This is a genomic window from Stackebrandtia nassauensis DSM 44728, from assembly GCF_000024545.1.
Classification (GTDB): domain Bacteria; phylum Actinomycetota; class Actinomycetes; order Mycobacteriales; family Micromonosporaceae; genus Stackebrandtia; species Stackebrandtia nassauensis.
Genome location: NC_013947.1, coordinates 6,190,438 through 6,210,469, shown reverse-complemented (window position 1 = coordinate 6,210,469; position 20,032 = coordinate 6,190,438). Strand labels below are relative to the sequence as shown.

Genomic DNA, 20,032 nt, shown 5'->3' with positions numbered 1-20,032 from the left:
CACCAGGATGGCGATCATGACGCAGATCAGCTTGAACACTAGGAACCGACCTGGCTCACCGGCATCAGCTGCGGGCGTTTGGGCGTGATCATGTCACCGGACGACTGTCCGGTGAACCGGCGCTGCACCCAGGGCAGCGCGTGCTCGCGGGTCCAGGCGGCGTCCTCGCGGCGGCGGCGCAGCCAACTCTTGCCGGGCGCGGTCGGCAGCGGCGCGCTCCACTTCGGGTCCGGGTCCACACTCAGAGCCTGACACACATGGTGGGCGACCCGCCGGTGGCCGAGCGCCGACATGTGCAGCCGGTCCTCGCTCCACATCCGGGTGTCGGCGAAGGCCTCGTCGGCGAACAGGTCGACCAGGGCGGCGTCGTGGCGTTTGGCGACCTTGCGGATGATCTCGTTGAGGGCGACGATCCGCTTGCGCAGCAACCGGTGCGCGGGCAGCCGCGGCGGGTGGAAGCCGGTACTCATCAGCACCCGGGCGCCGGACGCGGTCAGCACCCGGATCGCCTCGTGGAACCGGCCGGCCATCCGGGCCGGGTCGAAGCTGGTGCGCAGCGCGTCATTGCCACCGGCGACGAAACTGACCAGGTCGGGACGCAGCCGCAGCGCGGCGGGCACCTGCTCGTCGACGACCTCGTCGAACAGCTTGCCGCGAATCGCCAGATTGGCGTACTTCAGCTCCGGGTCGGCCTCGGCCATCCGGGTCGCGGCCAGGTCGGCCCAGCCACGGAAGATGCCGTCACCGCCGTGGTCGTTCATGCCTTCGGTGAAACTGTCACCGAGGGCGACATATCCGGTGAATCGCTCTGCCATCGACTCACGCCTCCTGTCCACTGTATCTGGTGTAGTCGACAGTGCCGCTGACTTGCCCCGTGCCCGGGACGCGACGTCAGTTGCCACGATGCGCCACAAAAATAACGGAACGGTCTCACACCAAGGTCAATTCCGTCGTCAACCGCAGGGCCGATTGCCGGATGCGGCGAAGGTCACGCAGAATTGAGGGCACGCCGCCGCGATCGACTTTCGAGGGAAGTATCGACATGTACGAAGACAATGCCTGGCCGGACACAGCTCCCATCCAGACCTTCATCCCCGAGCGGAAGCGTCCTCAAAGAGTGTTCATCGCCGGTATGGCGACGCTGACGGCGGCCGGGGCGGCGCTGTTGGCGGGACTGCTGCACCTGGCCGTGGCCGAGACTCGCGGTGGCTCGTTCCTGGTCGACATCCCCGGCGTGGTCATGGTGGTCCTGGGCCTGGCGGTGGCGGCCTGGCTCGGACTGGTGGCGCAGGCGGTTCTCAAGGGCCGCAAGTGGATTCCCAAGCCCGCCATGTACTCCGGCGGCGGCCTGCTGGTGTTCTTTGGGCTCATCGGCCTGCTCGCCAAACCCGGCCCAGCGGTCGGCGACGGCGCCTTCGGCCTGTGGCTGTACGCGATCCTGGCGTTCCTGGCCGCCGTCGCGGGCGTGACGACGGCGGTGTGCCTGCTGGGCCGCAACGTCGCCGAGTACTTCGACCCACCGGCGCAGCCCAGCCCGTTCCAGCAGAACAACAACCAGGCCCCGATGGGCGGCTACGACTCCGACTGGATCCCGCCGCAGCAGCGCGGCCGACCGCAGCCGCCGTTCACGTCTTAGTTCGGGAAGTCGATCCCGCCGCCGCTGCTGCTGGATCCGCCCGAGGACGGCTGACCGGAACCCGACGGCGTCGCGGTGCCGGTCCCCGAGGTGGTGGGGACGCCGCTGGAACTCGGGCTGGAACCGTTGTCGCTGGGCGGCAGGGTCACCGTGCCGGTCTTGATGGTGATCTTCTGGATCACGACCGGTTGCGCCGGTTCGTCGTCATAGGGGTCGACGCCCGCCGCGGCCCCGATCTGGTCCAGCACCCCGTGTCCCGAGATGACCTGGCCGATGACCGACAGCGCCGCCGTCGGCTTCGACTCGCCGCGCACGAACGCGAAGCTGCCGCCCGCCATGCCCTTGCGGTCGTTGATGAGGGCGACGTAGTCGCGCCCGACCTCGCCGGTGAAGGCGTCCTCGGCCTGGTACCGGAAACCCGGGCCGCCCTTGCCGGTGCCGGTCGGGTCGCCGCAGCGCAGTGTCACCGTCGGGTCGGTCTGCTGGGTGGTGAGCCGGTAGCAGGGGGAGTTGGCGTAGAAGCCCTGCCGGGTGAGGTATTCGAAGCCACTGACGCCGCACGGCGACACGTCGCCGAACAGCAGCACGGTCAGTTCGCCGACGTTGGTCGTCACCGTCGCGGTGGCGCGCGGTTCGGTCTTGCCCAGCGAGGGCGGCAGCCGCACGGTCGCGGCCTCGTCCTTGGCCTCACTGACGCGGCAGTCCTCGGAGGTCAGTTTCCCGTCGTCGGTGGACTCGGCGCTGGCGGGCTCGAACAGCCACCAGCCCAGCGCCGCGATGCCCGCGACCATGACCAGCACCAGCACGATGCCCACGATCGTCCGGCCGCCACTGCCGCGCGCCAGCCAGGTCGGTTCCGGGTCGTCGGGGTTGAGCGGCTGCCGTCTGGCTTCCTTACGGGCCGCCTTGCGATCGGTGTCGGGGGTGGGATCCGGGGCCTGGACCGCCGGACGGATCTCGGTCACGTCGTCGGCCGACGGATTGGGTTCGGTCACGTCGTCGTCGGACTTGGCATCCATGGTCGTAGATGTTAGAGGGTCGCTACCGGGCACCGGCGCCGCCGCCTTCCCGATTTGACCGCTTACGGCCGTTACTGGTCCCCGCCACCCCGGTGACATAAGGTCTTGGGGTGCCGCAACCAGCGCCGAGCGTCGAATCCGGGAATCGCCAGGGTATGGAACGGCACCATGTGCGCGCGATCGTGCGGCGCCGCGACTTCCGGCGGCTTCTGACCGCCCGGGTCACCAGCCAGCTGGCCGACGGCCTGTTCCAGGCGGGCCTGGCCGTCAGCGTGTTCTTCAACCCCACCAAGCAGATCGAGCCGATGGCCTACGCGGTGGCCTTCGCGATGCTGGTGGCCCCGTACTCGGTGCTGGGACCGTACGTCGGGGTGTTCCTGGACCGCTGGAGCCGCCGCGACATCCTGGCCGTGTCCAATCTGGTGCGGGCGCTGCTGGTGATCCCGGCCGCCGCGTTCATCCTCGGCGACGGTCCGGAGTGGAGCTTCGGGGTGTTCGCGCTGTTGATCATCACGATCAACCGGTTCGTGTTGGCCGGGCTTTCGGCCTCGCAGCCGCACGTCGTCGAGCCGCCGCACCTGGTCACGGCCAACTCGCTGGCCACGACACTGGGGACGATCTGCTACGGCACCGGCCTGGGACTGTCCTATCTGGTCATCCGTCTCACCGAGTCGTTCGTGCCCGGCGCCGAGACGCTGCCCTACGGCGCCACGGCGAGTCTGGCGGTGCCGCTGTACGCGATCTCGGCCCTGGTCGCCTGGCGGTCCTTCTCGTCGACACAGCTGGGGCCGGACGAGACCGAACGCGCCACCGACCGGCTGCTGGCCGCGATCATCGCCACCGCAAAGGGGATGGTCACCGGCTTCAGGCACCTGTGGCAGCGGCGCGGCGCCGCCTACGTCATGTCCGTCCAGGCCGGACACCGGGCGCTGTACGGAGTGCTGGCGGTGTTCACCCTGGCGATCTTCCGCGGGTACTTCCACGACCCGGCCGAGGCGCACTTCGGGGACACGCTGGCGTGGCTGGCCTCGATCGCGGTCGCCGGTCAGGCCGGTTCGTTCCTGGCCGCCGTGGTCACTCCCGGTATCAGCCGCAGGTTCGGTCCGGGCCGGTGGGTCGCGTCGCTGATGACGCTCATGATCGCCGTGGTCGCGTCGCTGGGACTCAACCTGGTCGAGCCGATGTTCGTGGCGGGCACGTTCCTGGTGAACATCGCCTCGCAGTCCACCAAGATCGTCGTGGACACGTCCCTTCAGACCAGTTGCGACGACGAGTACCGGGGCCGGTTGTTCAGCCTCAACGACACCGTCTTCAACTTCACCTTCATCGTCGGCATGTTCACCGGCGCGGCGCTTCTGCCCGGCGACGGCATGGCGCCGTGGCTGCTGTTCGCCACCGCGGGCGGCTATGTGCTGCTGGCGGGCTGGTACTGGCTGGTCTCGCGACGGCACCCGCCGTACCGGTAACGACTTGGTCCAGCCGCCGCAGCCCTGCGTCTTGAACGCCTCGTCCTTCTTGTCGATGGTGACGGTGACCTTTTCGCCCGGGTCGGCGACGCCGTTGGCGATGATGTCGTCGAACTCGCCGCTGGTGCCCTTCAGCCGTTCCCAGTAACACAGTGAGGACGAGTCGGGGACCGTCGTCTTGTACTCCCCGGCCTTGATGTCGTCCCCGACGGTGTAGGTGCCGTCGCCCTGGACGTCGGCGTTGGGGTCCACCGACGGGCCGATGGCGCTGGCCGAACCGGTGGCCGGCGGCACGTACGAAGTGGATGTCGAGCTCTCGTCGGGTTCGGCGATGGTGGAGCCGTCGTCGTCGGGCCGGGCGACCAGGAAGATGACCACGCCGACGATCGCGATCAGGCAGACCCCGCCGACCACGACCCCGAGGATCAGCCCGGCGTTGTTGCCGCCCCCGCCCGGCGGCGGGCTGGTGAACGGCGCCGAGTAGCTGTTCGGAGCGCTCATCGGGTCATACGCCCCGGGGGTACCTCCGAGGTAGATGCCGGGCTCGGGCGGCTGCTGCGGCTGCGGGTTGTAGTGCACCGGGTCGGGCGGCGGCGTCGGGTGGCTCGAGGCCGGATCGGGTCCGGCGGGCGGATAGTCGGGCGGCTCGGGTGGTTGCGCGCCAATGGGTTCGCCGAACGGCTGGTTTCCGTACGGACCGGGATGGGGCTGTTCACCCGGCAGTGACCAGGGGTCGGGCTGTTCGTTCGGCGGATTCGTCATGCGCTCAATCGTGCCGCTAGAAACCGGCATTCGGGTCATAAACCGCAAAATTCCCCACGGTTCACATATACGGACCGGGGGTATGTCGCAGCTCACGATGACACCCCGATCCACGCCTGCTATCGTCGCCATAGATACCCCTAGGGGGTATAATCGAGACGAGGAGACACACCATGTGCGACACCTGTTCCACCACCCCCGCCGCGACCACCACCACCGTGACCACCGGTTATGCGGTGACCGGCATGACCTGTGGCCACTGCGCCACCAGCGTCACGAACGAACTCAACCGGGTGCCGGGCGTGGAGACCGTGTCCGTGGACGTCGAGGGCGGCACCGTCACGATCGGCAGCACCACCGCCCTCGACGACGAGGCGGTCCGCGCCGCCGTCGACGAGGCCGGATACCAGCTGACCGGGAAGATCTGAGCACTGCCCGTTGACCGGCGATCGTCCGGTCAACGGGCACAATGGCGAGTGAGGCGACCATGAAGACAGACACCGAGAACATCATCGAACTGAACATCGGCGGCATGACCTGCGCGTCGTGTGCCAACCGGATCGAGAAGAAGCTCAACCGGATGGACGGCGTGACCGCGACCGTCAACTACGCCACCGAGAAGGCCACCGCCACCGTGCCCGACGGCGTCGCCGCCGCCGACCTGATCGCCGTGGTCGAGAAGACCGGCTACACCGCGCAGCCCAAGGCCGAGGTCGAAGAACCCGACGCCGACGCCGAACTCGACGGACTGCGCTACCGGGTGATCCTGTCGCTGGCCCTGGCGCTTCCCGTCGTCGCGATGGGCATGGTCCCGGCTTTCCAGTTCCCCGGCTGGCAGTGGACCTCGCTGGTGCTGACCATCCCCGTCATCGCCTACGGCGGCTGGCCGTTCCACAAGGCCGCCGCGGTGAACCTGCGCCACGGCTCGGCCACCATGGACACCCTGGTCTCGCTGGGGACCCTGGCCGCGTTCGGCTGGTCGGTGGTCGCGCTGTTCTTCGGCTCGGCGGGCATGGTCGGCATGACCCACGGCTTCTCCTTCGGCCTCACCTCCGGCGGGGGCTTGAGCAACATCTACTTCGAAGCCGCCGCCGCGGTCACCGCGCTGATCCTGCTGGGCCGGTTCTTCGAGCACCGCGCCAAGAAACGCGCCGGTTCGGCGCTGCGGGCCCTGATGGACCTGGGCGCCAAAGACGTCACGGTCCGCCGCGACGGCGTCGAACACCGCGTCCCCGCGGCCGAGCTGCGGGTCGGCGAGGAGTTCGTGGTGCGTCCCGGCGAGAAGATCGCCACCGACGGCGAGGTCGTCGAGGGCCACTCCGCCGTCGACGAGAGCATGCTGACCGGCGAATCGGTGCCGGTCGAGGTCGGCGTCGGCGACACCGTCACGGGGGCGACCCTGAATTCCGGCGGCCGACTGGTCGTGCGCGCCACCCGCGTCGGCTCCGACACTCAGCTGGCCCAGATGGCCCGCCTCGTCGAGGAGGCCCAGACCGGCAAGGCCGAGGTACAACGGTTGGCCGACAAGGTGTCCGGCATCTTCGTGCCGATCGTCATCGCGCTGTCGCTGGCCACCCTCGGCGTCTGGCTCGCCGTCACCGGCGACGCCGCCTCCGCCTTCACCGCCGCCGTCGCGGTGCTCATCATCGCCTGCCCGTGCGCCCTGGGCCTGGCCACACCCACCGCGCTCATGGTCGGCACCGGACGCGGCGCGCAACTGGGCATCCTGGTGGGCGGCCCGCAGGTGCTGGAATCCACCCGCGCCATCGACACCGTCGTCCTCGACAAGACCGGCACCGTCACCACCGGCACGATGGCCCTGGCGGAGGTCATCCCGGCCGACGGCGTCGAAGCCGGGGAACTGCTGCGACTGGCCGGAGCCGTCGAGGCGGCCTCCGAACACCCGATCGCGCGGGCCGTCGCCGCCGCGACCGAGTCCCTGCCCGCCGTCACGGACTTCAGCAACCACGCCGGTCTCGGCGTCACCGGCATGGTCGACGGCCACGCCGTCAGCGTCGGCCGCGTCGCGATGCTGACCGAATGGGCGCTGAGCCTCGACGACCGTCTCACCAAGGCCAGGGACGCGGCCGAATCGCAGGGCAAGACCGTCGTGGCCGCCAGCTGGGACGGCCAAGTGGCCGGACTGCTGGTCGTCGCCGACGAGGTCAAACCCTCCAGCCGCGAGGCGGTGTCCCGGCTGCGGGCGCTCGGCCTGACCCCGGTGCTGCTGACCGGCGACAACCGTCGCGCCGCCGAGGCCGTCGCGGCCACCGTCGGCATCGACGAGGTGCACGCCGAGGTGCTGCCGAAGGACAAGGTGGACGTCGTGAAGTCCTTGCAGGACAAGGGCCGCACGGTCGCCATGGTCGGCGACGGCGTCAACGACGCCGCGGCGCTGGCCCAGGCCGACCTGGGCATCGCCATGGGCACCGGCACCGACGTGGCCATCGAGGCGTCCGACCTGACCCTGGTCCGCGGCGACCTGCTGGTGGCCGCCGACGCGATCCGGCTGTCCCGCAAGACACTGCGCACCATCAAGGGCAACCTGTTCTGGGCCTTCGCCTACAACGTGGCCGCGCTGCCGCTCGCGGCGCTGGGCGTGCTGTCCCCGATGATCGCCGGGGCCGCGATGGCCTTCTCCTCAGTGTTCGTCGTCGGCAACAGCCTGCGGCTGCGTCGCTTCAACTGACACAGCGGACGGTCCGTGCGCCGAGGAGCACGGACCGTTTCGCGCGTCCATAAAACCGTCCATAACCGAAAGTGGGTTCATACGGGGTTAAGGGAAATGTTGCGGCTTCGGTGTTGCTTTGACGCGGTTCCGCAGGATAGGAAGAAGGCGACCCACCCCCCATCTGGAGAGCTGTGAATATGCGACCCCCTGTCAGACGTGCCCTCATCGCCGCCATAGGCGCGGGCGCGATCGCGATCCCGGTAACCATCGCCGGTGTCGCCGTCGCGGCCCAGGCAACGACCATCGCCGAAATCCAAGGCGCCGCCCATGTTTCCCCCGTCGCGGGCGAGGAGGTCACGGACATTCCCGGCACCGTGACCGCCGTGTCCGAGAAGGGCTTCTGGATGCAGAGCGCCGAGCCCGACTCCGACGAGGCCACCAGTGACGGCATCTACGTCTTCACCAACGCGGCCCCCGAGGCCAAGGTCGGCGACGCGGTGAAGGTGGCGGGCAAGGTCACCGAGTACCGGCCCGGCAAGGCCGAGAACAACCTGTCCACCACCGAGATCACCGAGCCCAAGGTGAGCGTCGAGGGTTCGGGCGGCGAGGCCCCGGAGGCGACCCTGGTCGGCCCCGACGGTCGCGTCGCGCCCGAGAAGGTCCACTCGGCCGAGCCCGGCGACGTGGAGAAGGCCGACTTCGACGTCAAGGCCAACGCCCTGGACTTCTACGAGTCCATGGAGGGGATGCTGGTGCGGGTCAAGGACTCCGTCGCCGTCGGTCCCACCACCAAGAACGGTGAGGTCTCGGTGCTGCCGGGCGGCGAGGGCGGCCTGCGCACCGAGCGCGGTGGCGTCAAGTTCACCGGCGAGGACGCCAACACCGAGCGGGTCGTCCTGGACGACCTGGTCTCCGAGGCCCCGGTCGCCAACGTCGGCGACAAGCTGCCCGACGACGTCGACGGCGTCCTGGACTACAGCTTCGGCAACTTCAAGCTCAACGCCCTGGAGACCCCGAAGGTGGAAAGCGCCGGGTTGAAGCCGGAGACCACCGAGGCGCAGGGCGACAAGCTCGCCATGGCCACCTACAACGTGGAGAACCTGGACCCCAAGGACGACCAGGCCGCCTTCGACCGGCACGGCGAGTACATCGCCAAGAACCTGGCCTCCCCGGACATCCTCGGCATCGAGGAGATCCAGGACAACAACGGCGCCGACGACGACGGCACCGTTGCCGCCGACGAGACCTGGAAGAAGCTCATCGAGGCCATCAAGGCCGCCGGTGGACCGTCCTATGAGTACCAGTCGATCGACCCGGAGAACAACGCCGACGGCGGCGAGCCGGGCGGCAACATCCGCACCGGGTTCCTGTACAACCCCGAGCGGGTCAAGCCCTCCGGCAAGGACGCCGGTGACGCCACCACTCCGGTCGAAGTCTCCGCGGAGGGACTGAGCGTGTCCCCGGGCCGCGTCGCCCCGGCCGACGACGCCTGGAAGGACTCCCGCAAACCGGTCGCGGCCGAGTTCGAGTTCAACGGCAAGAAGGTCTTCGCCGTGGTGAACCACTTCGCGTCCAAGGGCGGCGACGACCCGCTCATGGGCCGGTTCCAGCCGCCGGCCCGCTCCAGCGAGGAGCAGCGGCACCCGCAGGCCGAGCTGGTCAACAAGTTCGTCAAGGAACTGCAGGGCGCCGTCCCGGACGCCAACGTCGTCGTCCTGGGCGACATCAACGACTTCGAGTTCTCCGAGACCGTCGCCAAGCTGACCGCCGGTGACGCCCTCAAGGGTGCCTACGACCTGCTGGACGAGAAGGAGCGCTACAGCTACGTCTTCGACGGCAATTCGCAGGTGCTGGACCAGATCCTGGTCTCGCCGAAGCTGGCCGAGGCCGCCGAACTGGACGTCGTGCACGTGAACTCCGAGTTCACCGACCAGGCCAGTGACCACGACCCGAGCGTGGTCAAGTTGACGCTGTAACAGCAGTTCTCCTAGGAGCCCGCGACCTCTTGGGTCGCGGGCTTCTTCGCGTCGGCTGGAGTTCATAGGACGTCCTATGTCTTATTGGCTCTTTATTGATTCATTCGCCAGTATCGAAGTCTCCTGAGTCTCCACCGAACGTGAGGGTGCCCATCATGAGACTGCTCCGTCCGCTCGTCATCGCGGCCGTGGCCGCGCTGACCGTCACCGCCGGTCTGCTCACCGCAGGCCCCGCCTCCGCCGCCCCCGACGTCCAGACCATCTTCACCAAGGGCGAGAACGGCTACGGCTGCCACCGCATCCCCGCCATCCTGCGGGCCGGGAACGGCGACCTGCTGGCCTTCGCCGAAGCCCGCACCGAGTTCTGCGGCGACACCGGCCACATCGACCTGGTCATGAAACGCTCCACCGACGACGGAGCGACCTGGGGCAAGTCCCAGATCGTGCTACAGGGCACCGACGACGACCCCGACGCGGCCGCCACCCGCGGCAACCCGGTGCCGATCCTCGACGAGAGCACCGGCCGCATCGTGCTGCTGTCCACACACAACCCGTCCAACGCCGACCAGCCCCGCACCCCGTACGTCCAACACAGCGACGACGACGGCCAGACCTGGAGCACCGCCAAGAGCCTCGGCGACGTCATCGACGAACCCGACTGGGGCTGGTATGCCACCGGCCCCGGCGGCGGCATCCAGCTCACCCGGGGCGAACACGCCGGACGGCTGGTCGTGGGCGTCAACTTCTCCGACGGCTCCGGCAAGAACGGCGCCGCCCTGGTCTACAGCGACGACGGCGGCGAGACCTGGACCCGCGGTGCCACCGACGTCCCCGCGACCGACGACATCATCCCGCAGGAACTGAACCTCTTCGAGCGCACCGACGGCGGCATCTACGCCGCGGCGCGGGAGAACGCGGGCACCAACACCCAGACCCGCGCCTTCGCCGTCAGCACCGACGCCGGAGCCAGCTTCGAGGCGCCGTTCAAGCTGATTCCCGACCTCGTCGGCACACCCAAGGTCCAGGGCTCGATCCTTCGCCTGCGCGCCACCGACTCCGGCGACTCCTACGACCGGGTGCTGTTCGCGTCCCCTGTGCACTCCAAGCTGCGCATGACCATGACGATCCGCTCGTCCTTCGACGAGGGGAAGACCTGGCAGAGCGTCGACGAGGGCACCGTCATCGACGAGGACCGCGCCGGTTACTCCAACATGGCCGTTCTGGGCAACGGCGACATCGGACTCCTCTACGAAGCGGGTGCCTACCCCGACGGCGACGCCCGCGACGACATCCGCTTCGCCCGCATCAGCGAGTCGGATCTGGGTGTGCCGTAACTAAGTCCGCTTCGGCTCGCTCCCAGCGCGCCGAGAACAGCTCGTACCCCGGCGCCCGCCCCGGCAACCGCGGATTGTCCTTGGCACGCAAGCCGTCCAGGACGATCTCGGTGATCCGGGCGCGGGCGTCGCGGGCCGCGTCCATCAGTTCGACGCGCCCCTTGGTCTCCAGCTGGTCCAGCAACGGCGACTTCCCCAACTGCTCGATCAGCAACTCGACGTCGACCAAGGTCGCGTCGTCCCGCAGCACTCCCGCCGTGTGCGCGCGCTCCACCACCGCCGCGACCAGCTCATCGGCCCGGCGGTTCTTCTCGTTGATCTCCTCGGTCAACCCGATCGTCCCCGCGATCGGACCCATCCAGCCGGGCCCGATCTCCAGAATCGTGCGGACGTAGTGGGCGAACCCCTCCCACGGGTCCTCGATCGCCAGCCCCGCCTCGGCCGCCTCCAGATACTGGTCAAGCGTCACCGACAACAGGTGCTGGAACAGCTCTTCCTTGGTCCGATACCGCCGGTAGAGGCTCCCGATACCGACCCCCGCCCGAGCCGCGATCGCCGCCACCGAAGCGTGCGCTCCGTCCACGGCCACAACAGCCTTGGCGGCCTCCACCAGGGCCCGGTCATTTCGCTCCGCCTCAGCCTGCCGAGGCGCCCGACGAGTTCGCGCTGTCATTCGATTCATCGTAGCCACCCATCCGGAGCAAAACGCTCCGTCTCCACTGCCGTCATGTGGTGCCAACGTGATTTGTGATTGAGTCAAAGATGTGCCATTATGGCACCATGGATTTGACAACATATGTGGAGAGCGCCCAAAGGCAACTGGCGGTGCTCGCCGACCCTGAGGGAGACAACCAGGCGGTCGCCGAGCGCATGGCCTCGGCACTGGCACCGACGATCCGGCTGATGCTGCTGGAAGCGCTGTCCGAAGCCACCGAGGACATCACTCTTGAGCTGGCACCGGGTTCGGTCGAAGTCCGGCTGCGCGGCGGCGAGCCGTCGTTCGCGGTCACGTCACCGCTGGCCGCCGAACCCGCCGCGCCGGACACCGAACCGATGGAGCCAGACGGCGCCAACGTGGTGCCATCGGACATCGACGACGGCCCGATGACCCGCATCAACCTGCGGCTGTCGGAGCAGTTCAAGGGCCGCGTCGAAGAGGCCGCCGAAGCCGAGGGCCGATCCGTCAACGCCTGGCTGGTGCGGGCGGCGGCGATCGTCCTGGAATCGCGCGGTCGCGGTTCCGCCGCGCGCAACGTCACCACCGTCGGAAAACAGCGCTACACCGGATGGGTGCGCTAGCCGCCACCCCAAGACTGCCTTGGAGAAAGAGAAACCATGCCTACGTTCGAAACCCCGAAACCGGTCAACGTCGAGATCACCGTGATGCTCGGCAACGTGACCGTCACCGCCGAGGACCGCACCGACACGACGGTCACCGTGACCCCCACCAACCCCGACAACGAAGCCGACGTCAAAGCCGCGAGCGAGACCCACGTGGAACTGTCCGGCGACACCGTCACCATCAAGGGCCTGAAGTTCCGCAAATACATCGGCCCGACCAAGAACAACCTGTCGGTCGACATCTCGGTCGCGGTGCCCACCGGGTCGAGCCTGTTCGCGAAGGCGTACGGATCCGTGCTCAACCTGACCACCAGCGGACGGCTCGACAGGTGCGAGTTCCGCACCGGAGCGGGCCGCCTCGTCCTGGACCACGTCGGACCGATGCGACTGCGCACCGACGGCAACATCGTGATCGACCGCGCCGACGGGGACGTGGACGCGACCACCTCGACCGGCAACATCCGCATCAGCGAGGTAAAACAGGGCACAGTAGAACTCAAGACCTCGTTCGGCGAGATCGAGGTCGGCGTCCCCGAGGGCACCGCCGCGCTGCTCGACCTCCAGACGAGCCTCGGCAGCATCCGCAACCACCTGACCGACACCAGCGAACCCGCACCCGACGACCGCACCGTCAAGGTCCGAGCCCGCACCTCCGGCGGCGACATCGAGATCCGCCGATCCTGACCCGGCCGAGGTGCCGTCCCGCCGCGTACCGTTGTCCGACATGGAATCCGGACCGAGCCGACGGCACCTGACCTGGGTCGAGACCGACGGCGGACCGATCGTCGTCCTCCAGGCCGCGACCGCGGCCCGCTGGAGCGGGGTGGACGGCACGGACGACTCCGACGACGTCACCACCTGGGGTGACTACGGTCGTGCCTGCACAGTGGACGAATACCACGGCCTGGTGGAGTTCGACTCCGCCCAGCCGCCACTGACGGCACTCGTCCTCGGCGACGAGCCCCAGTCCTCCACCTACCTACCGAAACACCGCGTCATCGCGCGCTGGACCTGCGCGGACTCCGAAGACCAGCTGCTCGACATGATCGACACCCGCATCCCCGACGCCCACTGGCAATCCCCACTGCACTGGCACGTGTCCGCCGGTGGCCTGGTGATGTTCGACTCCGCTTACGCCCTCGCCGACTTCGGACCCGGCGGCTGCGCCACCGAGTCCCCGCTCCACATCGACCTGCCAGCGGGCCCCTACGAGGTCACGCTGGCGTTCGTCGCCACCACCGACGAACGCGCCATGGCCACCCTCCACCGCTTCGCACCACGCTGAATCTCGTCTCGCGGCAGTCAGAAGGGTTACGGCGCAGGCGGTTTGGGCAATACGGGGGAGACCACGAGGAGGTGCCCGCGATGGGTTCCGATGTGTCCCGAACCGCGAGGAAGGCCGCGAAGCACCCGGCCATCAAACGACTGGCCAAACCCGGCTTCGCCGCCCGAGGCGTCCTGTACGCCCTGTTGGGAGTGCTGGCCTTGCAGGTGGCCTTCGGTGACGGCGGCAGCGCCGACAAGAGCGGGGCGATCCACCTGGTGGCCAGCCAGCCCCTGGGCGAAGTGCTGCTGTGGGTGATGGCGGTGGGTCTGACCGCGTTGACGTTGTGGCAGCTCGGCGAAGCGATATTCGGGCGCCCCGAAGTCCGGGAGCGCGTCGAATCGGCCGCTCGCGCCGTGGTCTACACGCTGCTGGTCATCTCGATCGTGAGCCTGCTGTTGTGGGGAACGAAAACCGCCTCAACCGACTCCCAGTCGAAGGACGCCACCAGCGCGGTGTTCGAGCTGCCCGGCGGCCAGGTTCTGGTCGGGCTGGCGGCCCTTGGCCTGATCGGTCTGGGCGGCTACTGGGTCTACGAGGGCTGGACCCAGAAGTTCATGAAGGACATGTTCGTGACCAACCTCAAAGCCGCCAGGCTGGTCCCGAAACTCGGCACCGCCGGGTACATCGCGCGAGGCATCATCGCCGTCACCGCCGGAATCCTGATCGGCAGGTCGGCGATCACCTACGACCCCGACAAAGCCGTCGGCATCGACGGAGCACTGAAGTCCCTGGTGGAACTCCCCATCGGCCCGGTCGTACTCGCGATGGTGGCGGTCGGGTTGATCCTGTTCGCCGTCTACTGCTTCGCCGAAGCCCGCTGGCACCGCGTATGACGGCTCACCCAGCCGCGAGCACCGCCGCGAGGCCCTCCCGCAGATCGGTCACGAAGAACTCGGGCAACTCCAACGACGGGAAGTGTCCGCCGGCCTCGGGTGACCGCCACCGAACGATCCGCCGGAACCGTTCCCGCGCCCAGGGACGCGGAACCTTCTCGACGTCACGGGGATACACGGTGATCGCCGACGGAACGTCGACCCGCAGCTCAGGGTCGAGCGAGTTGTGGCTCTCGTAGTAGAGCCGAGCCGCCGACGCGCCGCTGCGCGTCAGCCAGTACAGAGTGACGTCGTCAAGCACGCGATCCATGGAGATCGTCTCGAACGGACTGTCCTTGGTGTCCGTCCACTCGGCGAACTTGTCAAGGATCCAGGCCAGCAGCCCGACCGGTGAGTCCACAAGTGAGTACCCGATGGTCTGCGGTCGGGCCGCCTGCTGCTTCGCGTACGCGGCACGGGCACCGGACCAGAATTCCGAGGTCTCCTCGGCCCATTCGCGCTCGACCGCCGTCAGGCCCTCCATGGACAGGCCATCCGCTGCCAACCCGGACGGCCCCTGCGGGCTCGTCGTGTGGACACCGAGAACGTGCTCGGGGAACCTGCCGCCGAGGATCGTGGTGATCACCCCGCCGAAGTCACCGCCAGCGGCCGCGAACCGGTCGTAACCGAGCCTTCCCATCAGCTCCACCCAGGCGGCCGCGATCTTCTCGATGCCCCACCCGGTGCTGGTCGGCTTGTCGCTGTACCCGAACCCCGGCAACGACGGCACCACGACGTGGAACGCTGGCGCGTCCGCGCTTTCCGGATCCGCCAGTTCGTCCACCACATCGACGAACTCGGCGATGCTGCCCGGCCAGCCGTGCGTCAGGACCAGCGGCGTGGCATCCGCACGGCGGGATCGGCGATGCAGGAAGTGAATCCCCAGACCGTCGATGGTCGTGCGGAACTGCCCGATCCGATTGAGGCGCGTTTCGAAGGCCCGCCAGTCATACCCGGTGCGCCAGTACTCCACGACGTCCACGAGATCACCCAGCGGAACGCCCTGATCCCACCGGCGCGGGTCGGGCGCGTCCCGGTAGACCGTCTCCACCTCCGGCAACCGCGCCGACGCCAGCCGCGCGCGCAGGTCTTCCAGGTCAGCCTCCGCCGCATGGGCTTCGAACGCTTCCACGTCGCTGGTGAGAAGAGACATGAGACCTCCTGATCATCGATGGAGCCGCATCGAATGGAACCGGCTAAGACAGTTCTAACACGTTTCCGCGTCGATGCGCAACCAGCTAAGGTGGTTCCATGACTGCTCGGTTCCCCGACTTCCGTCTCGGCAAGGTCCTGGCGACCAGCTTCACGGGCACCCTCTCGGAGCGGCACGGCGAACCCGTGGAGCGCATCCCCACCCCGAACCGACTCATCGACTGGCTGGCTGAGTACGGCCTGGCCGTGGATTCCTGCACCCCCGCCCAACTCGAACACGCCCGGGAACTGCGCGAGGCGATCCACGCCGCAGCCACAGCAGCCGCGATCCACGACGCCCTCCCCGCCGCCGCCGTCCACGTCATCAACGACCACAGCGCCCAGGGCCGAGCCGCCGCCATCCTCACCCCCGACGGCGATCGGCAATGGCGGCTCACTCCGACCTCTTCCGTCGAAGACGCCCTCAGCGTCATCGCCGCCGACGCGATCAGCCTCATCGCGGGCGAACGCGACGGAAAACTCGCCCTGTGCGCGTCGCCCACCTGCCAAGCCGCCTTCTTCGACACCAGCCAAAGCCGCACCCGCCGATGGTGCGACATGAACACCTGCGGAAACCGCGAGAAGAAGGCCCGCTTCTACGCCAACCAACGCAAGAACACCGGGAGCCATTGATACGTAAAGGGCCGCCCGCACCGTTGCGGTGCGAGCGGCCGGGGTGGTTCGGGGGGTTAGAGGAGCAGATCGGTGTAGGCGTTCTGGCCAGCCACGTTGGGGTGGAACGACTCAAGCTGGGAGCCGGTCCAGCCCAGCAGCCAGGGGTCGGCCGAGCAGATGGCGTGGGACGCGAAGGCGTCGCGGGGGTCGACGAAGCGGTAGCCGTGGTCGGCGGCCACGCCCTTGGTCGTGGTGGCCAGCAGGTCGGCGGTGCCGTTGAGCGCTTCCTGCTCCTCGGGGGTGATGGCCAGGGTTCCGGCGCAGGTGGTGCCGTTGAACAGGCGGGGGTTGCCGACGACGGCGACGTCGGCGTAGGTGGTGCGCTCGCCGACCTTGGTGTAGAGCGTGTCGAGGCGGGCGGGGAGTTCGTCGCGGATGAAGGTGTTCGCCGCTTCTACTTGGGACAGACACAGGGCCGTGTCGGTTCCGGCGCAGGCGCCCAGGACCCGGGAGAACCCGGCGTCGTTGCCGCCCACACCGATGGTGATGTGTTCGGCGATGCTGATGTTGCCGATCTGGTTGTCGATGACGTCCTGGACCTTGGCTCCGGAGCAGGCGTTGAAGTAGAGGTATTCGCCGTAGGCGTCGGCGACCTGCTTCGGGTAGGCGTGACTGGAGCGGTAACAGTCGTCGGAGCCGATGTAGTCGCCGGCGCCGACCCCGGAGGCGTAGGAGTCGCCGAGTCCGGCGAAGACGAGCGGGGCGGCGGTGGCGGGGGAGGCCACCAGGGTGGTGCCGAGTGCGACGGCGGCGGTCAGGGCCAGGGCACTGAGTCGGGCGATCAGGCGTCGGGAGGGGGAGGACTTCGAGGACATGGGGGAGTCTCCTGAAGCGATAAGGGGCAAAAGTCCGACCGGTCCGACTTGCCTACAATGGCTAGTCGTCCGGTCGTGGCCAAGCATAGACAGCGGTGAGGCGAATACGACCGGGATTGACGTAATTGCGCCACGTGATCTCCCACCCAGGGAAGCATTGCGGGGCAAGGAATTGAGGAGTTCCAACATGGGAATGGTCGTCTCGTTCACCCGGGTGACGTCCGAGCAGCTGGCGAAGGCCGAGCAGGATCCGGAGTGGGCGGAGGAGCTGCTGGAGGAGCTGGCCGAGCCGGAAAGCGAGGATGAGCCCGACGGGTATCTCGACAAGGCCTGGGCGGGCATCCAGTACCTCATGGAGGCCGAGGGGCTCGGGATCGACTTGTTGATGGACGGGGACTCACTCGACGAGGACGGGACCCTGTTCGGGTGGAGCGTCCCGCATGTCCGGCAGGTGGCGGAGAAGTTGCGGGCGGCCCCCTGGGAAAGGTTGGCCGCCCACTACGACGCCGAGAAGATGATGGCCGCCGAGGTGTACCCGCGGGTGTGGGACTCCGGGGACGATGAACGTGACTATGTGGAGGGTTACTACCGGGGTCTTGTCGAGTTCTTCGCGTTCGCGGCGGCGAAGCAGTCGGCGGCCATCATGGAGTTCTCGTTCTAGTAGCTGGTGTGGTCGAACTGGTCGCTGCCGAGTTCGGGTTGTTCGTCGGCCCACGCCAGCCGGTGCGGGACCAGTTTTCCGGACGGGTCCTCGGCGGGGTTGTCCTTGTAGGAGGCGGTCTGGTCGCCACGGGCCATGCATTCCTCGATGGAGGTTATCGAGGCCTGGATCGCGTCGGCGTGACCGCTTTCCTCGCTGGTCACCTTCTGGGCCAGTTCGGTGATCCTGTCGTTCATGGAGCCGATGATCTCCTCGACGGTGCCGCCGGTGATCTCGACCGGTTCCTTCTCCACGGCGTCGGGGACTTCGATGGTGCTCTGCGAGGCCAGCCACACGTCACCGGCTCCCTTGACCGCGTTCAGGATCGCCAGCGTGAAGCCGACGCTTCCCGCGGGTCCGGCAGCGGGGATGGCGAGGATCGCGATCGCGCAGCCGAAGATGGCCAGTCCTATCGCGCCATTGGGGCCGTCCTGTGATCCCTCGTAACTGCCCGCGTAATCGTCCTGAATGGTCTTTATGAGCTTCTTCTCGGTCGCGTCGGCGATGGAGAACAGGCTCTCCCTGGCGCCCTGCACGATGTTCCAGTGTCCCTTGAGGGCGGCGCCGAGTTCCTGGATCACACGCTTCTGTGCCGGGGTGATGTACTGGAGCTTGTTGGCGAACTTCTCCCGGAACGCGACGGGGAAGCTGCCGGTCCAGCCTTCCTGTAGGTCGGCGATCGACTTGACCATCGGGGATTCGACGTACTGCTCGTCGTCGGGGCCCAGTGCCAGCGAGGCCTCCTTCAGCTGGCCCAGCACCACCTCGTAGTCCACGTAGATGTTGGCGCCGCCCTCATCCAGGGACATCGTCTTGAAGTGCGGAACGATCCAGTCGAACTCGTTGCCGTACCGGGAGGCGTCGATCCCGGAGGCCGACAGGTCGTTGTTCTGGTCCCAGCGGCTCCACGCCTGCGCTCCCGAGTCGCCCATCTCGTTGACCCAGTCCGAGGTGAACCCGGGGATGGCGCCGGGGTTGCCGGGGCCGATGCCCAGCAGTTCCAGGGCGCGAAGGTCGTTGGCGCGTTCCACGACGCCCTCGGCCTTCTTGATGATCTCCGCTACTTCGACCATGTCAGCCGTCCCCCTGCTCGTCCCGGGTGTAGATCTGATCGTCCATATAGGTGGTGTCGGTGGGGTCCGGCGGGTCGGTCGGCTTCGCCGGGGGTTCGCCGCCGGTGGGACCCTCGCCGCGGACGCCGCCCGTCTCCCGGTATTCCTCGTCGCCGTAGCGGTAGGTGTTCATCTCCTCGTCGAAGGCGAGCTTCTCGGCGTTGCTCATGTCCTGCTCGTAGAAGGAGTCGGCGGTCGCGATGACGGCGTCCGACAGGTCGGACAGGTTGGTCACGGTCTGCTTCATGATCTCCTGCGCCAGCCCGTACAGCTCCAGCCATTTCTCGAAGGCGGCGCTGTAGGTTCCCGACTCGGCGACCGCGCTCTTGAAGAGGTTGCCGCCCTTGTTGTACTGCACCCCGGCCAGCTTGTCGGCGGCGCCGTTGTGGTGGTTGGCCAGTTGCCGCAGGTGGTACTCGCCGATCTGCCGTAGCCCGGCCAGGTCGACCGAGACTTGCGGGGGTCCGTCGTTCATCGGCCCTGATCCTTTCGTTTTCCGAAGCGGTCGAATCCGTAGATCGACGTGTAGATGTCCATGCCCTGTCGTTGCCGCAGCACGCTCACGCCCATCACGGCGGCGTTGATCTCGGCCCGCAACTGACCGACCCGCAGTTTCCGCAGCGAACCGGGTTTGATCGTGACCGCGATGGCGTCGGCACCGAGCCAGCCGATGGCCACGTGGCCCAGCGGCGATTCGATGCTGACCTCCACCTCCTCCATGCGGCGTTCCAGTTCCCGGCGTTTGCGTTCGGCCGGGCTGTCGGGATTGGCGTCGCCGCCGTGCGCCTCGCGGCGGATCATCACCGCGGCCTTGGCGAAGCCTTGGGCCGCACCGGTGAGCGCCGATTCGACCTGCTCGGCCAGCGTCGCGTCGTCGTGGAAGTCGGCGACGTGGTCGTCGAGATCCACCGTGATGCCGCGCTGCTGGGTCACGTTCGCGCGCACGCTGCGGTCGGGGGACTGGATGACGATGTTGAGGTTCGTCAGGCGGTCTCTGACCGAAGGCATGGCGGCTCCTCGCCGGTGACGGTGGGGGGGTGGGTGCGAAACCCCCAGGCTAGCGCTCCAACACCAGGTCAGGACGGCATCAAGCTGCCACCGGCGGCCGGACGAGGCCGCGGGAAGGAGTGAACTG

The 20,032-nt window shown here is 68.0% G+C and carries 21 protein-coding genes and 1 pseudogene; 13 read left to right on the top strand and 9 right to left on the bottom strand.

All coding sequences use genetic code 11. From position 1 onward, the window contains the following. Window positions 1-38: 38 nt before the first annotated feature. On the bottom strand, window positions 39-815 hold the full coding sequence (locus SNAS_RS28920) for an SGNH/GDSL hydrolase family protein (RefSeq protein WP_013021044.1): 777 nt from the start codon (window positions 813-815) through the stop codon (window positions 39-41). 227 nt (window positions 816-1,042) lie between these two features. Between SNAS_RS28920 and SNAS_RS28915 the strand changes: the two genes are divergently transcribed. Further along, on the top strand, window positions 1,043-1,636 hold the full coding sequence (locus SNAS_RS28915) for a hypothetical protein (RefSeq protein ID WP_013021043.1): 594 nt from the start codon (window positions 1,043-1,045) through the stop codon (window positions 1,634-1,636). On the opposite strand, the gene SNAS_RS28910 is transcribed toward SNAS_RS28915, so the two are convergent. Then, on the bottom strand, window positions 1,633-2,655 hold the full coding sequence (locus SNAS_RS28910; protein WP_013021042.1) for a peptidylprolyl isomerase: 1,023 nt from the start codon (window positions 2,653-2,655) through the stop codon (window positions 1,633-1,635). The two genes, SNAS_RS28915 and SNAS_RS28910, sit on opposite strands and share 4 nt — an antisense overlap. Window positions 2,656-2,810: 155 nt before the next feature. Between SNAS_RS28910 and SNAS_RS28905 the strand changes: the two genes are divergently transcribed. Beyond that, the gene (locus SNAS_RS28905; RefSeq protein WP_013021041.1) at window positions 2,811-4,121 is read left to right on the top strand and encodes an MFS transporter; all 1,311 of its coding nucleotides are present in this window, start codon (window positions 2,811-2,813) and stop codon (window positions 4,119-4,121) included. A gap of 15 nt (window positions 4,122-4,136) precedes the next feature. Here SNAS_RS28905 and SNAS_RS37910 read toward each other — a convergent pair. After that, a pseudogene (locus SNAS_RS37910) lies at window positions 4,137-4,373 on the bottom strand (Rv1352/Rv1906c domain-containing protein); the annotation flags it as partial. A gap of 10 nt (window positions 4,374-4,383) precedes the next feature. Between SNAS_RS37910 and SNAS_RS28900 the strand changes: the two are divergent. From SNAS_RS28900 to SNAS_RS28880, 5 genes are all read left to right on the top strand, one after another. Further along, the gene (locus tag SNAS_RS28900; protein WP_041625239.1) at window positions 4,384-4,605 is read left to right on the top strand and encodes a hypothetical protein; all 222 of its coding nucleotides are present in this window, start codon (window positions 4,384-4,386) and stop codon (window positions 4,603-4,605) included. Between the two features lie 451 nt (window positions 4,606-5,056). After that, window positions 5,057-5,311 carry a heavy-metal-associated domain-containing protein gene (locus tag SNAS_RS28895; protein WP_041625238.1) on the top strand — a complete coding sequence of 85 codons (255 nt, stop codon included), beginning with the start codon at window positions 5,057-5,059 and terminating at the stop codon, window positions 5,309-5,311. A gap of 59 nt (window positions 5,312-5,370) precedes the next feature. Continuing rightward, window positions 5,371-7,572 (top strand): heavy metal translocating P-type ATPase, encoded by a 2,202-nt coding sequence (locus SNAS_RS28890; RefSeq protein WP_013021038.1) that lies wholly within the window; start codon window positions 5,371-5,373, stop codon window positions 7,570-7,572. 179 nt (window positions 7,573-7,751) lie between these two features. After that, window positions 7,752-9,530 (top strand): endonuclease/exonuclease/phosphatase family protein, encoded by a 1,779-nt coding sequence (locus SNAS_RS28885; RefSeq protein ID WP_013021037.1) that lies wholly within the window; start codon window positions 7,752-7,754, stop codon window positions 9,528-9,530. Between the two features lie 155 nt (window positions 9,531-9,685). Beyond that, complete coding sequence (locus tag SNAS_RS28880) at window positions 9,686-10,864, top strand: sialidase family protein (protein WP_013021036.1); 1,179 nt, start codon at window positions 9,686-9,688, stop codon at window positions 10,862-10,864. On the opposite strand, the gene SNAS_RS28875 is transcribed toward SNAS_RS28880, so the two are convergent. Further along, window positions 10,836-11,546 carry a TetR/AcrR family transcriptional regulator gene (locus SNAS_RS28875; protein WP_013021035.1) on the bottom strand — a complete coding sequence of 237 codons (711 nt, stop codon included), beginning with the start codon at window positions 11,544-11,546 and terminating at the stop codon, window positions 10,836-10,838. The two genes, SNAS_RS28880 and SNAS_RS28875, sit on opposite strands and share 29 nt — an antisense overlap. Before the next feature lie 98 nt (window positions 11,547-11,644). Here SNAS_RS28875 and SNAS_RS28870 point away from each other — a divergent pair, with 98 nt between their 5' ends. From SNAS_RS28870 to SNAS_RS28855, 4 genes are all read left to right on the top strand, one after another. Next, complete coding sequence (locus SNAS_RS28870) at window positions 11,645-12,163, top strand: hypothetical protein (RefSeq protein WP_041625236.1); 519 nt, start codon at window positions 11,645-11,647, stop codon at window positions 12,161-12,163. Between the two features lie 36 nt (window positions 12,164-12,199). Next, window positions 12,200-12,889 (top strand): DUF4097 family beta strand repeat-containing protein, encoded by a 690-nt coding sequence (locus SNAS_RS28865; RefSeq protein WP_013021033.1) that lies wholly within the window; start codon window positions 12,200-12,202, stop codon window positions 12,887-12,889. A gap of 40 nt (window positions 12,890-12,929) precedes the next feature. Then, a complete protein-coding gene (locus tag SNAS_RS28860; protein ID WP_013021032.1) occupies window positions 12,930-13,490 on the top strand; it encodes an immunity 21 family protein in 561 nt (186 codons plus the stop codon). 80 nt (window positions 13,491-13,570) lie between these two features. After that, window positions 13,571-14,365 (top strand): DUF1206 domain-containing protein, encoded by a 795-nt coding sequence (locus SNAS_RS28855; RefSeq protein WP_013021031.1) that lies wholly within the window; start codon window positions 13,571-13,573, stop codon window positions 14,363-14,365. 4 nt (window positions 14,366-14,369) lie between these two features. Here the strand turns inward: SNAS_RS28855 and SNAS_RS28850 are convergent, their stop codons facing one another. Next, on the bottom strand, window positions 14,370-15,557 hold the full coding sequence (locus SNAS_RS28850; protein WP_013021030.1) for an epoxide hydrolase family protein: 1,188 nt from the start codon (window positions 15,555-15,557) through the stop codon (window positions 14,370-14,372). A gap of 98 nt (window positions 15,558-15,655) precedes the next feature. Here SNAS_RS28850 and SNAS_RS28845 point away from each other — a divergent pair, with 98 nt between their 5' ends. Further along, window positions 15,656-16,228, top strand: a complete 573-nt coding sequence (locus SNAS_RS28845; protein ID WP_013021029.1) for a CGNR zinc finger domain-containing protein — start codon at window positions 15,656-15,658, stop codon at window positions 16,226-16,228. A gap of 56 nt (window positions 16,229-16,284) precedes the next feature. Here the strand turns inward: SNAS_RS28845 and SNAS_RS28840 are convergent, their stop codons facing one another. Next, window positions 16,285-17,085, bottom strand: a complete 801-nt coding sequence (locus SNAS_RS28840) for an SGNH/GDSL hydrolase family protein (RefSeq protein WP_013021028.1) — start codon at window positions 17,083-17,085, stop codon at window positions 16,285-16,287. 187 nt (window positions 17,086-17,272) lie between these two features. On the opposite strand from SNAS_RS28840, the gene SNAS_RS28835 reads away from it, so the two are divergent. Next, a complete protein-coding gene (locus tag SNAS_RS28835; RefSeq protein ID WP_013021027.1) occupies window positions 17,273-17,746 on the top strand; it encodes a YfbM family protein in 474 nt (157 codons plus the stop codon). On the opposite strand, the gene SNAS_RS28830 is transcribed toward SNAS_RS28835, so the two are convergent. Genes SNAS_RS28830 through SNAS_RS28820 form a run of 3 tightly spaced genes read right to left on the bottom strand, consistent with a single transcriptional unit; the run spans window position 17,743 to window position 19,905 of the window. Then, complete coding sequence (locus SNAS_RS28830; protein ID WP_013021026.1) at window positions 17,743-18,858, bottom strand: hypothetical protein; 1,116 nt, start codon at window positions 18,856-18,858, stop codon at window positions 17,743-17,745. The two genes, SNAS_RS28835 and SNAS_RS28830, sit on opposite strands and share 4 nt — an antisense overlap. Before the next feature lies 1 nt (window position 18,859). Further along, on the bottom strand, window positions 18,860-19,372 hold the full coding sequence (locus SNAS_RS28825) for a type VII secretion target (protein ID WP_013021025.1): 513 nt from the start codon (window positions 19,370-19,372) through the stop codon (window positions 18,860-18,862). Then, window positions 19,369-19,905 carry a hypothetical protein gene (locus SNAS_RS28820; protein ID WP_013021024.1) on the bottom strand — a complete coding sequence of 179 codons (537 nt, stop codon included), beginning with the start codon at window positions 19,903-19,905 and terminating at the stop codon, window positions 19,369-19,371. Before SNAS_RS28820 ends, SNAS_RS28825 begins: the two co-directional genes overlap by 4 nt. Window positions 19,906-20,032: the final 127 nt, after the last annotated feature.

Coding starts and splice junctions, on each gene's coding strand:
- SNAS_RS28920 (WP_013021044.1), bottom strand. CDS start 815: ATGGCAGAGCGATTCACCGGATATGTCGCCCTCGGTGACAGTTTCACC.
- SNAS_RS28915 (WP_013021043.1), top strand. CDS start 1,043: ATGTACGAAGACAATGCCTGGCCGGACACAGCTCCCATCCAGACCTTC.
- SNAS_RS28910 (WP_013021042.1), bottom strand. CDS start 2,655: ATGGATGCCAAGTCCGACGACGACGTGACCGAACCCAATCCGTCGGCC.
- SNAS_RS28905 (WP_013021041.1), top strand. CDS start 2,811: ATGGAACGGCACCATGTGCGCGCGATCGTGCGGCGCCGCGACTTCCGG.
- SNAS_RS28900 (WP_041625239.1), top strand. CDS start 4,384: ATGGCGCTGGCCGAACCGGTGGCCGGCGGCACGTACGAAGTGGATGTC.
- SNAS_RS28895 (WP_041625238.1), top strand. CDS start 5,057: ATGTGCGACACCTGTTCCACCACCCCCGCCGCGACCACCACCACCGTG.
- SNAS_RS28890 (WP_013021038.1), top strand. CDS start 5,371: ATGAAGACAGACACCGAGAACATCATCGAACTGAACATCGGCGGCATG.
- SNAS_RS28885 (WP_013021037.1), top strand. CDS start 7,752: ATGCGACCCCCTGTCAGACGTGCCCTCATCGCCGCCATAGGCGCGGGC.
- SNAS_RS28880 (WP_013021036.1), top strand. CDS start 9,686: ATGAGACTGCTCCGTCCGCTCGTCATCGCGGCCGTGGCCGCGCTGACC.
- SNAS_RS28875 (WP_013021035.1), bottom strand. CDS start 11,546: ATGAATCGAATGACAGCGCGAACTCGTCGGGCGCCTCGGCAGGCTGAG.
- SNAS_RS28870 (WP_041625236.1), top strand. CDS start 11,645: ATGGATTTGACAACATATGTGGAGAGCGCCCAAAGGCAACTGGCGGTG.
- SNAS_RS28865 (WP_013021033.1), top strand. CDS start 12,200: ATGCCTACGTTCGAAACCCCGAAACCGGTCAACGTCGAGATCACCGTG.
- SNAS_RS28860 (WP_013021032.1), top strand. CDS start 12,930: ATGGAATCCGGACCGAGCCGACGGCACCTGACCTGGGTCGAGACCGAC.
- SNAS_RS28855 (WP_013021031.1), top strand. CDS start 13,571: ATGGGTTCCGATGTGTCCCGAACCGCGAGGAAGGCCGCGAAGCACCCG.
- SNAS_RS28850 (WP_013021030.1), bottom strand. CDS start 15,557: ATGTCTCTTCTCACCAGCGACGTGGAAGCGTTCGAAGCCCATGCGGCG.
- SNAS_RS28845 (WP_013021029.1), top strand. CDS start 15,656: ATGACTGCTCGGTTCCCCGACTTCCGTCTCGGCAAGGTCCTGGCGACC.
- SNAS_RS28840 (WP_013021028.1), bottom strand. CDS start 17,085: ATGTCCTCGAAGTCCTCCCCCTCCCGACGCCTGATCGCCCGACTCAGT.
- SNAS_RS28835 (WP_013021027.1), top strand. CDS start 17,273: ATGGGAATGGTCGTCTCGTTCACCCGGGTGACGTCCGAGCAGCTGGCG.
- SNAS_RS28830 (WP_013021026.1), bottom strand. CDS start 18,858: ATGGTCGAAGTAGCGGAGATCATCAAGAAGGCCGAGGGCGTCGTGGAA.
- SNAS_RS28825 (WP_013021025.1), bottom strand. CDS start 19,372: ATGAACGACGGACCCCCGCAAGTCTCGGTCGACCTGGCCGGGCTACGG.
- SNAS_RS28820 (WP_013021024.1), bottom strand. CDS start 19,905: ATGCCTTCGGTCAGAGACCGCCTGACGAACCTCAACATCGTCATCCAG.